This is a genomic window from Janthinobacterium sp. GW821-FHT03C10 (assembly GCF_059420865.1).
Genome location: NZ_JBWKUN010000004.1, coordinates 159,114 through 174,482 on the forward strand (window position 1 = coordinate 159,114; position 15,369 = coordinate 174,482).

The 15,369-nt window shown below is 64.6% G+C and carries 7 protein-coding genes; 4 read left to right on the forward strand and 3 right to left on the reverse strand.

Going from position 1 to position 15,369, the window contains the following annotated elements; translation table 11 throughout:
* Positions 1-14 precede the first annotated feature (14 nt).
* Complete coding sequence (locus tag AC07VH_RS15015) at positions 15-2,021, forward strand: S9 family peptidase (RefSeq protein WP_475416416.1); 2,007 nt, start codon at positions 15-17, stop codon at positions 2,019-2,021.
* 24 nt (positions 2,022-2,045) lie between these two features.
* Here the strand turns inward: AC07VH_RS15015 and AC07VH_RS15020 are convergent, their stop codons facing one another.
* Together AC07VH_RS15020 and glnE are read right to left on the reverse strand one after the other, a co-directional pair.
* Positions 2,046-2,840, reverse strand: a complete 795-nt coding sequence (locus tag AC07VH_RS15020) for a YoaK family protein (protein ID WP_494788409.1) — start codon at positions 2,838-2,840, stop codon at positions 2,046-2,048.
* A 13-nt stretch (positions 2,841-2,853) separates the two neighbouring features.
* Entirely contained in the window at positions 2,854-5,607 is a 2,754-nt protein-coding gene (gene glnE / locus AC07VH_RS15025; protein ID WP_494788408.1) for a bifunctional [glutamate--ammonia ligase]-adenylyl-L-tyrosine phosphorylase/[glutamate--ammonia-ligase] adenylyltransferase, read from the reverse strand.
* Positions 5,608-5,866: 259 nt separating this feature from the next.
* Between glnE and AC07VH_RS15030 the strand changes: the two genes are divergently transcribed.
* From AC07VH_RS15030 to tldD, 3 genes are read left to right on the forward strand one after another with little or no spacing between them, the layout of a single operon-like run.
* Complete coding sequence (locus AC07VH_RS15030) at positions 5,867-10,030, forward strand: YhdP family protein (RefSeq protein ID WP_494788407.1); 4,164 nt, start codon at positions 5,867-5,869, stop codon at positions 10,028-10,030.
* Positions 10,031-10,060: 30 nt separating this feature from the next.
* Positions 10,061-10,861 carry a carbon-nitrogen hydrolase family protein gene (locus AC07VH_RS15035; RefSeq protein WP_475416412.1) on the forward strand — a complete coding sequence of 267 codons (801 nt, stop codon included), beginning with the start codon at positions 10,061-10,063 and terminating at the stop codon, positions 10,859-10,861.
* Positions 10,862-10,882: 21 nt separating this feature from the next.
* Entirely contained in the window at positions 10,883-12,343 is a 1,461-nt protein-coding gene (gene tldD, locus AC07VH_RS15040) for a metalloprotease TldD (protein ID WP_475416411.1), read from the forward strand.
* A 167-nt stretch (positions 12,344-12,510) separates the two neighbouring features.
* Here tldD and AC07VH_RS15045 read toward each other — a convergent pair whose 3' ends face one another.
* Positions 12,511-15,357, reverse strand: a complete 2,847-nt coding sequence (locus AC07VH_RS15045) for a TonB-dependent receptor (RefSeq protein ID WP_494788406.1) — start codon at positions 15,355-15,357, stop codon at positions 12,511-12,513.
* Positions 15,358-15,369: the final 12 nt, after the last annotated feature.

The following is a 15,369-nucleotide window of genomic DNA, read 5'->3' on the forward strand; positions in this document are numbered from 1 at the left end:
TCGAGGAGACTGTCTTGAACCGACGCATCATTCCTGTCGTGCTTAGTACCTTGTTACTCAGTAGCGGCCTGTACAGCGCAAGCGTGCGCGCCGACGAATCCATTCCCATTGCCGAATTTTTCAAGAAAGCGGAGTTCAGCGGCCGCCCCATCCTGTCGCCCGATGGTCAAAGCATGGCGGTGTTGACGCCGCGCAATGGACGCTTCGTGCTGGCGGTCATCAATCTCGATACCAGGGCTTCGACCGTGGTGGCTTCCGATCCGGACTGGAACGTGGCCAACCCCATTTGGGTCAACAACAAGCGCCTGGTGTTCAGCATCAGCAAAGGCAGCGAAGAAGTACTGGAAAAACAGACCGGCGGTGGTTTGTTCGCCGTCAACAGCGACGGCAGCGGCTTTCGCAAGCTGGTGATCAGCGTGAAGGAATCGATGAGCTCGGGCATGCCGTACAAGCCCGTGTCCGTGCTGCAGCGTGTGGGCGGCGACAGCAACGACTTGATTGTCGTCAACAACGAGCGGGGCCGCGATGCCGACCTGGGCGCCAGCGACGTGTTCCGCCTCGATACGACGAACGGCCGCATGGCCTTGTTGACCTTTAATAATCCGGGCGCCGTCAGCGGCTGGGTGCTTGACCATAATAATGTGATCCGCGTGGCATCGGCCATGACGGTGGAAGACGGCAGCAAGCGTATCGTGCAAACCGTGTACCTGCGCGATGACGAGAAGGCGCCGTGGAAAGCGATTTACAAGGCGTATCTGGATGAAGGCAAGGAAATGAATCCGCTGGGATTTGATTTTGATAACAAGACCCTGTTCGTGGCCGGACGCTTCAATGGCCGCGACAAGGCCGGCGTGCATATCTGGAACAGCGCCACCAATACGGCGGGAGAGCTGATCGCCGAACATGCGGAAGCCGATATCGCGGGCGGCCTGATCTTTGATGAAGCGCGCAAGAAGGTGGTGGGCGTGGCCGTCAACGGCATGAAGCCGGAAATGTATTATTTTGACGAAGACTATGCGCGCCTGCAGGCTTCGCTCGACGCCAGCCTGCCTGGCGAGCACGTGGAATTCCAGTGGCGCGGCAACCGCGCCGTCGTTGTCACCACCGGCGTCAATAACGTGGGCAAGCTGTATTACTTCGATACCTTGAAGAAGACGCTGGAGCCGCTGTACAGTGTCAAGCCCTCACTGGACGGCAAGAAACTTTCCGAGCAGACGGTTATCCGCTACAAGGCGCGCGATGGCCTGACCATCCCGGCCTACCTGACCTTGCCGGAAGGCCGCACGCCCAAGGCCCTGCCGCTGGTGGCGTATATCCACGGTGGCCCGCATGCGCGCGACAGCTTTGGCTACGATCCGATCACGCAGATGCTCGCTTCACGCGGCTTTGCCGTGATGCAACCGCAATTTCGCATGTCGACCGGCCTGGGGTGGAAGCACCATACGGCGGGCTGGAAGCAATGGGGTCTGGCCATGCAGGATGACATCACGGACGGTATCGAGGAACTGGTCAAGCAGGGCGTGGTCGATCGCAACCGCGTCTGCATCATCGGCGCCAGCTATGGCGGCTATGCCACCATGTACGGCCTGGTGAAGAATCCCGACCTGTACAAATGCGGCATCAACTGGGTGGGCGTGACGGACGTGAAAATGTTGTTTACTGTCAACTGGTCCGATGTCTCCGGTCCTGTGATGGATAACATCGGCACGAAAATGCACGGTGATCCGAAGACCGACGACGTGTATTTCCGGAAGGTATCGGCGATCGATCATGCGGACAAGATCAAGGCGCCCGTGCTGATGGCCTATGGTAGCGAAGATCGCCGCGTGCCCCTGATTCACGGCGAAAAAATGCGCGACCAGTTGCTCAAACAAGGTAATACGGTTGAATGGATGGTGATGACGGGCGAGGGCCATGGCTGGTCCAAGGAAAGCAACAACATCAAGTGGGGAGAAGCCGTGTACAGCTTCATTAACCGCTATATTGGTCCGGCTGCCGGCAACAAGACCGCGCAGCAGTAATTCAGCATAGCAAGGTGATGCCGTTCAGATCTGGTCTGGACGGCATTTTTGTTTCCACAGCCGGCGCCGGTAAAAGCGCCACAAGACGCGCAAGTCGCGCAGCACGGGCACGCCCGACAGTAAAGTCAGCACGCCGGCGAGGATGATGGTGGCGGCCGGAAAGCCGACGTGCTTGAAGGCCAGTGCGCCGCTGACGCCGCCGATGAAGAAACAGCTGATCAGCAGGCTGTGCGTCCTCAGCTTGCCCCGGTTGACCTTCACCATCCGGTCCGGCAATTTCCTGCGGTTGTAGTACGCCATCTTGCCCAGCTCGATGCCGATGTCGGTGGACAGGCCCGTCACGTGCGTGGTGCGGATGACGGCGCCCGAAATCTTGGTGATGATGGCGTTCTGCAAGCCCATCACAAAGCACAGCAGCAAGATGGTGACGGGGCCCAGCACGTCGGGCATGGTGGCCAGGTAGTTGCCTGTCAGGCCGAACAGCAGCAACAGCGCCGCTTCCAGCAGCAGGCTGGCGGCAAACTGGCTGTGCAGCCGGCGCCGCTTGCCCCAGTTCACCATGATGGCCGTGACGGCCGCGCCGCTGACAAAGGCCAGCCAGGCGCCCAGCGCGGCCAGGGCTACCGTGACGTTGCCCAGCGCCAGGTCATCCGCCATGCCCGAGACGATGCCCGTCATGTGCGAGGTATAGCCGCCGATGGCGAGAAAGCCGCCCGCGTTCACGGCGCCGGCCACCAGCGCCAGCACGCAGCCCAGCTGCAGATTGGCTTGCGTATCGCGCGCCGATCCGCTCAGGCGGGACAGGTAATGGAGCGGCATGCCCGGCCCGGCCTCAGGCCGCGGCGCCGAAGATGGCTTGCCACAGGCGCATGACATTCTCCGCATGCACGCGCACCCGCTCCGGTTCCACGCGGGCCAGATCCTGCCCTTGCAGGCGCAACTGGTGCTGCAGCTTGCGCAGCGCGCGGTAGGCGTCGGCAACGAGGGTCGCCAGTTGCGCGTCGATCAGCCCCAGCTCGCCGCACAGGCGCAGCAGGGCGATATTGCCCGAGTTGGCCGTCAGCTGCGGATACTGCGCCGCATGCTGCAGCACCAGGTATTGCACCATGAATTCGATGTCGATCATGCCGCCCGGATCCTGCTTCAAGTCAAAGCTGCCGGGGCGGGGCGGATGCGCATCGAGCATTTTCTTGCGCATGGCCACCACTTCGCCCTTGAGCGGGCCGTTTTCCGGGCGCTCCTTGCGCAAGATCGTGTCGCGGATGCGTTCGAAATGCTTGCCGATGCTGACGTCGCCGGCGCAAAAGCGCGCGCGCGTGAGCGCCTGGTGTTCCCACACCCAGGCCGCGCTGCTCTGGTAGCGCTCGAACGCCTGCACGCTGGACACCAGCATGCCCGAGGCGCCGTCGGGGCGCAGGGCGATGTCGATGTCGAACAGGATGCCGGCCGAGGTGTGCGAGGTCATCCAGGTGATGAAACGCTGCGCCAGCTTGGCGTACAGGCCGGGCGCTTCCTGGTCGTCGTCGTCGAACAGGAAGATGACGTCGAGGTCCGAGACATAGCCCAGTTCCTTGCCGCCCAGCTTGCCATATGCGATGACGGCGAATTTCGGCACCTCGCGGTGGCGCGTGGGCAAGGTTTGCCACACGGCTTGCACGGTGGCGGCGACGATGATGTCGGCCAGCTGCGACAGGTAATCGGCCAGTTTTTCCACGCTCAGGTCGCCCGCCAGGTCTTGCGCCAGGCACTGGAACAGCTGCGCGTGGTGCATTTCACGCAGGATATCCATCTGCCGCTCCGTGTCGCCGGGGGCGTCGTCGAGCTGGCGTTGCAGGTCCAGCGCCAGCGCGGCCGGATCCGGCACCGTGTTGCGGATGCGCTCATCGAGCAACTCGTCGAGCAGGATCGGGTGCTGCGTGAGGAAGGTGGCGGCCCAGCCGCTGGCGCACACCATGCGCACCACACGCTCCAGGGTGTGCGGGTATTCCGTCAGCAGCGACAGATAGGCCGAGCGGCGCGCGATGGCTTCCAGGAAATCGAGCAGCCGGCCCAGGGTGGCCAGCTGGCTGGCGTTGCCGTTGGAAACGGAGCAGTCGGTGATCAGGGGCAGGGCGGAATTGACGAGGGCGACCAGACGCGTGCGGCTTGCCTCGGGCAAGGATTGCAGGCGCGGTGCTTGCCAGGTGGCCAGCAGGCGGCGCGCGCAGGCGGCCGGCTCATGGAAACCGAGGGCGGCAAAGCGCGCCTCGATGGCTTCCTGCTGGTCCGAGGCGGCGCAGTCGTTCGAGGTTTGCGGGTCGATGCCCGTGTCGGCCGGCGGCGTGCCGCTGCTCTTGTCGCTGAACATTTCGTCGAATTGACCGGCGACAAACACGCGGTGCACTTCCAGCTGGGCCAGCAGGGTGGGCGTGTCGGGCAAACCCATCATCTGCGCCACGCTCAGGCGGTCGGCGTCATTCGCGGGCAGGGTGTGTGTCTGTGCATCGTCAAGATACTGCAGCCGGTGTTCGAGGTTGCGCAAGAAAGTGTAGGAACCGAGCAACTGTTCCACGATGGCCGGTTCCAGCAAGCCCTTGTCCGCCACCGTGCGCAGGGTTGCGCGCGTGGAGCGCTCGCGCAGTTCGGCGTCGCGCCCGCCCCGTATCAATTGGAATACTTGCGCGAGGAATTCGATTTCGCGGATGCCGCCACGGCCCAGCTTGACGTTGTTGCTGCGGTCCGGGTGCAGCCGCTCCTGGCGGTTGACCTCGGCGCGGATCTGGCCGTGCATGGTGCGGATGGCGTCGATGACGCCGAAATCGAGGTAGCGGCGAAAGACGAAGGGGCGCACGATGGCGTCGAGCGCGGCGATGTCTTCGGGCTTGCCCGTCACGGCGCGTGCCTTGACCCAGGCGTAGCGCTCCCATTCGCGGCCCTGCACGATCAGGTATTGTTCCACCATGCTCAGGCTGGCGGCCAGCGGTCCCGAATTGCCATTCGGGCGCAAGGCCATGTCCACGCGGAAAGTAAAACCATCCTGCGTGATCTCGGCCAGGGCGGCGATCAGCTTCTTGCCCATGCGAATGAAAAACTCGTGATTCGACAGGCTGCGCTGGCCCGGCTGGGTCGCTTGCGTGTCGCCATCTTCCGGATACACAAAGATCAGGTCGATGTCCGACGAGACGTTCAGCTCGCCGCCGCCCTGCTTGCCCATCGCCAGCACCATCAAGGCCTGTTCCTCGCCCGATTCCTCGCCGACGGGCATGCCGTGCAGGGTCACCATCTCGGCCATGATGGCATCCACATGCGTGCGGATGGCGAAATCGGCAAAGCCCGTCATGGCCGTGACGACTTCGTTCAAGTCCGCCTGGCCGCCAAGATCGCGCACGATCAGGCCGCATACCAGCAGGTTGCGCAGGCGGCGCATGGCCCGCTCGGGCGGCAGCGGCGGCGTGGCCGCGTTCGCCTGCTCGGCCAGCGCGGCGGCAAAGTCGAGCCCGTCCAGCGGCGCGCGCACCAGTTGCGCTACCTGTGCGGCGCGCTCGGGGGCGGCGTCCAGCCAGCGCTGGTAGAAACGGGAGGCGGAAATCAAAGGCTGTGTGCTCATGGTATCGGTAAGGGTCTCGTGGATGCTGCGTGCATGTTCTTGTTTAACTTGGCTGCGAACGGCGGGGGATGCGGTAAAATTGTGCCGCTGGCGCTAAGCCGCCGGCAGTGCGTGCTCTTCCGGACGATGGTAAGGGAGGCTTTGCTCAGACGCAAGCGCAAGGATGCAGGCGCGCACCACGAATGCAGACGATTTTTGCCATTATTTGACGCCGGGCCCGTTTATTAGCTTATTGATGCAAAAACCGCCAGAAGCAAGCGTGACAGAACATGTGCCATTGGCCCTGCGCTGGCAGCGGCTGCGTGCCGCCTATCGCATGGCCAACCTGGCCACCCACCATGTGCTGGGTTTTACCGTCAAACTGGTGCTGCTCGCATATTTTGCCTTCGCCGTGCTGTTTCTGTTCCTGCGCTACGCGATCTTGCCGAATATCGATTACTACAAAGGCGATATCGAGCGGGCGGCCAGCCGCGCGCTGGGCAACCCCGTCAGTATCGCGCGTATTTATGCCTCCTGGCACGGCCTGCGGCCGAATCTCTTCCTCGGCGACGTGACCTTGCGCGACCAGGCGGGCCGCCAGGCGCTGAGCCTGCCGAGCATCTCGGCCACCGTATCGTGGTGGAGCGTGCTCGGTTCCGTGCGCTTCACTACCCTGGAAATCACGCGGCCCGATCTGGACGTGCGGCGCAGCAAGGATGGCAATCTGTACGTGGCCGGGGTATTGATCGACAGCACGCAAGGCAGCGATGGCAAGGGCGCCGACTGGCTGCTGTCGCAGCATGACGTCATCATCCGCGACGGCAAGGTGCGCTGGACGGACGAAGCGCGCGGCACGCCGGAGCTGGCTTTGTCCCAGGTCAATCTGCTGCTGCGCAACCGCTGGCGCAGCCACCGGCTGGGCTTGCAGGCCACGCCGCCCGCCAGCCTGGCCGCCCCCATCGATGTGCGCGCTCACTTCACGCATCCCCCTTTCAGCACGCGCATCTCCGATGTATCGATGTGGAAGGGCGAGCTGTATGCGGACCTGAAAAACGCCGATCTGGCCGCCTGGCGCCGCTATCTCGATTACCCGTTCGAGCTGAGCCAGGGCAAGGGCGCCCTGCGCGCCTGGTTGAGCCTGGACCACGCGCGTCTGGCCGGCTTCACGGCCGACGTGGGCTTGACGGATGTGCAGGCGCAGCTGGGCGAGCATATCGCGCCGCTCGACTTGCTGTCGGTCAGCGGACGCATTTCGGCAAAAGAAGAGCTGTCGGCGCAGGTGCCTGACGGTAAGCCGACCTTCGGCGCGAACGGCCATCAGGTGGAATTGACGAACTTCGCGGTGGAAACACGCGACGGCCTCAGCCTGCCGCCCACGACCTTGTCCGAGCGTTTCATCGCTGCCACGAAGCGCAAGCCGGCGCGCACGGAAATCACGGCCAAGTCGCTCGATTTGCAAACCCTGGCCGCGCTGGCCGACAAATTGCCGCTGGGCGAGCAGCAGCGCCAGCGCCTCGACGCCCTGGCGCCGCGCGGGCGTTTGCAGGATTTTTCGGCGCAATGGGAAGGCGAGATGGCCGCGCCCGCCAGCTACCGTCTGCGCGGCAAACTCATCGACCTGGGCCTGGATGCGCAGCCGGCGCGCCTGGCCGTGGCGAAGACGGCGACCAGCCCCGCGCAGGCCGCCGCGCCCGCCATTCCCGGCTTCGATAAACTCAGCGGCAGCATCGACGCCAGCGACAAGGGCGGCACCATTGCCATCGACGCGCAGGACCTGGTGCTGCAATTGCCCACGTACTTGAGCGAACCGGCCTTGCCGTTCGAACAATTCGCGATGCAGGCGCGCTGGACGTTTGAAGCGGCCAATATGCTGCAGGTCGAGCTGGACAAGCTGGATTTCAATCAGCAAGGCTTGCGCGTCGCCCTGCAAGGCACGCACCGCCTGCCGCTCGACGGCAAGAACCTGGGGCAGGTCGACTTGACGGGCACGATCGACAATTTCCAGATCAATACCATCGGCCGCTATCTGCCGCTGCAAACGCCCGAGCACCTGCGCCATTGGCTGACGGGCGCGCTGGAAGGCGGCATGGCGCACGATGTCAGCCTGCGTCTGCGCGGCGAGCTCGAACATTTCCCCTTCAAGGCCGACACGCCAGCCCAGCGCAACCGGGGCGACTTCCGCGTAGCCGGCAAGATCGAGAACGGCACCTTGAACTATGCGCCCGGCGAATTTGCGGAAAGCGGTCCGCTGGCGGGCAAGGCGCCCTTGTGGCCGCAGGCGGAAAAGATCAAGGGCAGCTTTGTGTTCGAGCGGGCGCGCATGGAAATTCGCGGCGACACGGCCACCACGGGCGGCGTGGCATTGACGAACGTCAAAGCCGTGATCCCCGACCTGACCGTGTTCGACACCTTGCTCGATATCGACGGCAACGCGGCCGGCCCGATGCAGGAATTCCTCAAGTACGTGACGGCCAGCCCCGTGCTGGGCTGGATCGAGCATTTCACGGATGAAACGACGGCGACGGGCAACGCCAGGCTGGCCCTCAAATTGCATTTGCCGATCGAGCGCATGCTCGAGTCGACCGTGCAGGGCAGCTTGCAGCTGGCGGGTAACGACGTGGTGCTGTTCCACGACATGCCGCCCGTGCTGGGCACGCAGGGCAAGATCGAATTCAACGAAAAGGGCGTCAACCTGAATGGCTTGAACGGCAGCCTGCTGGGCGGGCCGCTGGCCATTTCGGGCGGCACGCAGGCGGACAGTTCCATTCAGGTGAAACTCGCCGGCAACATGACCATCGATGGCTTGCGCAAGACGTATCCGGCGCCCGTGCTGCAGCGCCTGGCGAAACATTTGAACGGCGGCGCGCGCTACAGCGGCCTGATCACGGCGCGCGACCACCAGGTGGTGGTCAATGTGGAGTCGCCCTTGACGGGTCTGGGCCTGGATTTTCCCGCCCCGCTGAAAAAACCGGCCGGCGACAGCCTGCCCGTGAAATTCACCCTGACGGGCAATGCGGCCAACGGGGCCGGGCTGCGCACGGACGATATCCGCATCGCGCTCGGCTCCGGCATTGCCGCACGCTACCAGCGCCAGAAGCAGGGCAAGGATGCCTGGCGCCTGGTGCGCGGCGGCATCGGCGTGAACGTGCCGGCGCCGGAACCGGACAGCGGCATGATGCTCAACGTGAATATGAAAACCCTGGACGTGGATAGCTGGATCGCCGCCGGCAGCGAGATCGCCGGCGGCGCCGCGGCGCCAGCCGATGCGGGCGGCAGCGCGGACGACGCGCCTGATATCGCGCAATACGTGGTGCCGGACATGATGGCGGCCCGGGCCAGCGAACTGATGCTGGGCGAGCGCAAGCTGGAAAACGTGGTGGTCGGCGCCACGCACCAGAAGGATGTGTGGCAAGCCAATATTGACGCGAAACAAGTGTCCGGCTATGTGACGTGGCTGGAAACGCCGTCCGGTCTGGGCAAGATGACGGCGCGCCTGTCGTCGCTGATCATTCCGGAGTCGGCCGCCAACGACGTGAAGAATTTGCTGGAAGGGAAAAGCGGCGCCCAGTCGATCCCCTCGCTCGATATCGTTGCCGAGCAATTTGAACTGTTCAACAAGAAGATCGGCCGGCTGGAGTTGCAGGCCTATAACACCATGGCGGCGGGCGGGCGCGAGTGGCGCGTGGGCAAGCTGCAATTGTCGAATCCCGATGGCGCGCTGAGCGGCAGTGGCAAATGGGTCATCAAGGACGGACAAAGCACGACCAGCCTGCGTTTCGGCCTCGATATCGTCGATGCGGGCAAGCTGCTCGACCGCTTCGGCTTTGCCGACACATTGCGTCGCGGCAAGGGGCGCCTGAGCGGCGACATCGCCTGGAACGGCTTGCCGTATTCGCTCGACATTCCCACCCTGTCGGGGCAGATCGAGATGAACGTGGAATCGGGCCAGTTCCTCAAGCAGGATCCGGGCGCGGCCAAGCTGTTGGGCGTACTCAGCCTGCAAGCCTTGCCCCGCTTGCTGAAACTCGATTTCCACGACGTGTTTTCCGAAGGCCTGGCCTTCGACGGCATCACGGCCAACGCCAGCATCAAGCGGGGCGTGGTGACCACCGACAACCTCAAGATGCATGGCGTGGCGGCCACCGTGCTGATGGATGGCACGGCCGATATCGCCAATGAAACGACGAACCTGCACGTGGTGGTGATTCCGGAATTTAACCTGGGCACGGGGCCGCTCGTGTACGCGCTGGCCGTCAATCCCGTCATCGGCCTGGGCAGCTTCCTGGCGCAGCTGTTCCTGCGCGCCCCCGTGATGAAGGCGCTCACTTACCACATGCAGATCGCCGGCCCGTGGAAAGCGCCCGTCGTGACCAAGCTCGATGGTGGTAAATTGGAACCTGTCGCCGCTCCTGCCGCCGCAGCCGTGGAGGCTGTGGCGAAATAGGCGCGGCGTTCGAATGGAGAAGAGGTGGCAATGATGCATACAGTTGCAGCAGTACAAATGATTTCCTCGCCTTGCGTGGAAGACAATCTGGCGACGGCGCACCGCCTGGTGGCGCAGGCCGCCGCCGCTGGCGCGCAGCTGGTGGTGCTGCCCGAATACTGGGCCATCATGGGCAAGCAGGAAACGGACAAGCTGGCTCATGCGGAACAGCCCGGCCACGGGCCGATCCAGGATGGCATGGCGCAGATGGCGCGCCAGCATGGCATCTGGCTGATCGGCGGCACCTTGCCCCTGATCTCCGGCCAGGAGGGCAAGGTCTTGAACACCACGCTGGTGTACGACCCGCAAGGCGAGCCGGCCGGCCGCTACGACAAGATCCACCTGTTCGGCTTTACGCGCGGCGCCGAGTCATACAACGAATCGCGCACCATCGTGCCCGGTGCGCAGGTGCGCTCGATCGAGACGCCGTTTGGCCGGGTCGGCCTGTCCATCTGCTATGACCTGCGTTTCCCGGAACTGTACCGGGCCATGGGCGATTGCGCGCTGATCGTCGTGCCGGCCGCGTTTACCCACACGACGGGCAGCGCCCACTGGGAAGTGCTGCTGCGCGCGCGCGCCATCGAAAACCAGTGCTATGTGCTGGCCTCGGCGCAGGGCGGCTTGCATCCGAACGGCCGGCGGACCTGGGGCCACAGCATGCTGATCGACCCGTGGGGCGAAGTGATCGCCGTGCTGCCCGAAGGCGAGGGCGTGGTCAGCGGCGAGATCGACCTGGTGTTTTTGGCCGGCGTGCGCGAGTCCTTGCCGGCACTCACTCACCGGACGATGTAAATTGAATGTTGAGAAAGAGCTATGATCCCATTTGAACCCAATCTATCGAATCTGGCCGTGGCGCGCGATATCCTGCTCACGCCCTTCGGCCTGGACGAAGACAAGCTGTTGAAAGCCCTGGGCACGATGTTTACGCACAAGGTCGACTATGCCGACCTGTATTTCCAGTCGACCAAGAGCGAAGGCTGGAGCCTGGAAGAGGGCATCGTCAAGACGGGCAGTTTTTCCATCGACCAGGGCGTGGGCGTGCGCGCCGTGTCCGGCGACAAGACGGCGTTTGCGTATTCCGACGACATTTCCGAGCGGGCCCTGCTGGAAGCGGCGGCGGCCACGCGCACCATCGCGCGCGCGGGCGCCGGCAGGGTCAAGATCGCGGGCCGGATGCAGCCGCAGGGCGGGCGCTCGCTGTACCTGCCCAACGATCCGCTCGCCTCGCTGGACGCCACGGCCAAGGTGCAGCTGCTCGAGCGTGTGGAAAAGATGGCGCGCGCGAAAGATCCCAGGGTGGTGCAAGTGATGGCGGGCCTGGCCGGCGAGTACGACGTGGTGCTGGTGCTGCGCAGCGACGGCGTGCTGGCGGCCGACATCCGTCCGCTGGTGCGCGTGTCGCTGACCGTGATTGCGGAACAGAATGGCCGCCGCGAAACGGGCTCGGCCGGTGGTGGCGGGCGTTTCAGCTATGACTATTTCAGCGATGCCGTGCTGGAACAGTACGCTGCCGACGCCGTCAAGTCGGCCCTGGTGAACCTGGAAGCGCGCCCGGCGCCCGCCGGCCCCATGACCATCGTGCTGGGACCGGGCTGGCCCGGCATCCTGCTGCACGAGGCGATCGGCCATGGCCTGGAAGGCGATTTCAACCGCAAGGGCTCATCCGCGTTTTCGGGGCGCATCGGCGAGCGCGTGGCCGCCAAGGGCGTCACCGTGGTCGATGACGGTACCCTGGCTGGCCGGCGCGGTTCGCTCAATATCGACGACGAGGGCAACCCGACGCAGTGCACCACCCTGATCGAGGACGGCATCCTGAAGGGTTACATTCAGGACACCATGAATGCGCGCCTGATGAAGATGCCCGTGACGGGCAATGCGCGCCGCGAATCGTTCGCCCACCTGCCCATGCCGCGCATGACGAACACGTATATGCTGGGCGGCGACAAGGATCCGGGCGAGATCCTCGCTTCCGTGAAAAACGGCTTGTATGCCGTTAACTTCGGCGGCGGCCAGGTCGACATCACGAACGGCAAGTTCGTCTTCTCGGCCAGCGAAGCGTACATGATCGAAAACGGCAAGCTCAGCTACCCGGTGAAGGGCGCGACCCTGATCGGCAACGGCCCGGACGTGCTCAACCGTGTTTCCATGATCGGCAACGACATGTGCCTGGACTCGGGCGTGGGTATCTGCGGCAAGGAGGGGCAAAGCGTGCCCGTGGGCGTGGGACAGCCGACCCTGCGTCTCGATGGCATCACGGTCGGCGGCACTGCCTGATTTTTTTGACACGGCGCGGCCAACGTCGGATGACGCGTGGCTGCGCCCCGCCAATCCGACCTTTCTCTGACATGGCGCTCGCGTAGGTCGGGTTAGCGCAAAGCGCGTAACCCGACACCACCATCACGCCAACATGATCGGCCGTGCCAACACGGCTGCTGGATCTCTCAGAATTTGTATTTCACCCCCGCACTGATGAATCGCCCTGCCGCGCCCGCATAGTCGAGCGGGTTGTAGCCGGTCGCGCCATAGGTCAGCGGATCGAGCGGGGCGATCTTGTCGAACAGGTTTTGCACCGTGGCAAACACCTCCAGCTTGGGCGTGGCCAGCCAGCGGGCCGTCAGATCCACCGTGGTGAACGAGGCGATGCGGCAGCCGCGTGGCGCATCCGTGCCGTCGGCGAAATGCGTGGCGCAGCCGTCCGGGTCGTTCTTGAACAGCACGTTGTCGAGCGGCGCGCGGTAGTTGACGTTGGCCGTGACCCGCCAGTTCTGGCGTTCCCAGGTGGCGCCCAGGTTGATGCGGTCGTCCGGCGTGCCCATGCAGTTGGATACATCGCAATTGCCATGCGTACCGGCAAAATCGCGCTGCGTGCCATCCTGTTCCGTGCGCAGCCATTTGTACAGATGCGTCCACTTCAGGTCGAAGGTCAGGCTGCCGTAGCCGCCGTCCAGGTTGAAGCGCTGGCGGGCGTCGATGTCGATGCCGCGCACCGTCGTTTGCGCCGAATTCACATAGTTGGCCAGCACGGCCGTGATGGCGCCGGGATCGCCGGGAATGCCCGTGGCCGTGGACGGGTCGCGCGCCACCTTGCCGGCGGCAATGGCCGCATCCGTCTGCTCCTGGTTGATTTCATTCTTGCGGCGGATTTGCCACAGGTCCACGGAAATGCTGCTGCGCGGCAGCGGGTCCCATACGGCGCCCACGGAATAGCTGCGCGAACGTTCCGGCGACAGGTCCGGATTGGGCGAGGTGATGACGGCGATCGCCGCGGGATCGCACGCCACTTCGACGCCCAGCGCGCAGCGCAGCGGATCGCTGGCAGTGGAGAACGCGGCCAGGCCGCCGACGCCGTTTTCCGCCGCGCTGGGCGCACGGAAGCCCTTGGCGAAGGTGCCGCGCAGGGCCAGTTCGCGTACGGGCGTCCATTTCACGCCCACTTTCGGCGTATAGGAATTGCCCACGTCCGTGAAATGGTCGGCGCGCAGGGCGCCTGACAGCTCCACGGTTTTCAGCACGGGCGCCAGCACTTCGGCATAGATGGCCGAGGCGTTGCGGCTGCCCTTGTAGGCGGAATAGCCGAGACCGATGATATTGCCCCGTTCCGTGCCCGTGGTGGGCTTGAGTTCCGTCGATTCGTGGCGGAATTCCGCGCCCACGGCCACGCCCAGGCCGCCGCCGTCGAGCTTGGCTACCTCGCGGCTGGCCTTGAAGTCGATCTGCGCGATATGCGTCTTGGCGTCGTTCGAGATGCGCGGCGACAGGGCCGCGTACAGCTCGGGCGAATTGAGGCCCGCGTTTTCCGCGATGCGCCACAGGCTGCCGGCAGGCAGGGCCGCGTACGCGGGATTCAGGCTGGCCGCCGCCACATTGGCGGCAGTCGGGTTGAGCAGGGCGAAGGCGACGTCGCGCTGCAGGTAGCCGTTCAGGTCGTTCGACACCTTGTTCTGCGAGTACAGCAAGGCGCTGTCGATATCCCAGCCCGCCACGCTACCCTTGATGCCGGCCACGAAGCGCGTGAAGGTGGAGTCGACTTCCGACAGGCGCGGCCCCACGTCGGCCGCCAGGTAGCGCAGCCGCGCCGCCGTGCCGTAATACGGGTTGTCCGGGTGGGCCGCACCGAGCGACACGCCCGCATTGCTGACGGGGCCGCCCGGGTAGCCGACCGAGCCGCTGACCGTCGACGGCGTGGTGGCCGAATGCGATTCGCTGTGATACAGGTTCAGTTCGGCATACGTTTGCAAGGCCGGTGTCAGTTGCCAGGCGGCGCGGCCGAAGAAATTGATGTTCTTTTGCTTGGGCTGGATCTGGCCATATTGCTGCGTGGCATCGGTGAGGCAGCCGCCGCCCGGGTCGCCCTGCGGATGCGTGGTGAAGTTGCCGCAGGCGGCGCCGGGGAAGGTCCGCGTAAAACCCACGCCGGCCAGGTTGCCGCGGTTGTAGTAGTCGAGCGTGTCGGGATTGCGCACATTGCCGTTGACGGCGCTGCCGGCCGCGTTGTTGGTGGTGATGGCGCCCGCGCCGCTGAGGGTTTCCTGCGCGCTGAAGCCCAGGTCGCGCAAGTCGCTGCGGCCCACGGCGCCCCGTCCGGCCCGGTCGCGGTTCCAGATGGCGGCCTTTTCGCTGTACTCGAGGTTCAGCAGCACGTTGTAGCGGTCGCTGTCGATGTCGCCGAAGCCGTGCGTGATGGCGGCACGGGCGTCGCGCCCGTCCCACTCCTTCGTCTTGCCGTAATTGCCCTTGATGGCCGTGCCCTGGTAGTCGCGCCGCAGGATCACGTTGACCACGCCCGCGATGGCGTCCGAACCGTAGATGGCCGAGGCGCCATCCTTGAGGATTTCCACCCGTTCCACCGCTTCCAGGGGAATGATGTTCAGGTCGGCGAACACTTTCTGGCCATCGTCGGCCAGGCCATACGGCGCCACGCGGCGTCCGTTCAGCAGCACCAGGGTCGAGGCCGTGCCCAGGCCCCGCAGCGAAACGCCGGAAGCGCCGGCGGCAAAGCCGTTGCCGAAGGTGGTGGGCACGGAGCCCTGGTTGTCGACGGCCAGGGTTTGCAGCAGTTCGGCCACGCTGGACTTGCCCGATTTTTCAATGTCGGCCGCGTTCAGGGTTTGGACGGCCGATGCCGTTTCCGCCTGCGCGCGGCGGATGTTCGAGCCGGTGATTTCCACGCGGGCGATGGGGGCCGCTTCCTGTGCCAGGACGGGCAGGGCGAGCAGGGCGCTGGCCAGGGCCAGGCCCATGCGTGGTGGTGAAAGCAACGGTGGATGGACGGATGTTTTGTAGATCATGCGATTCTCCGG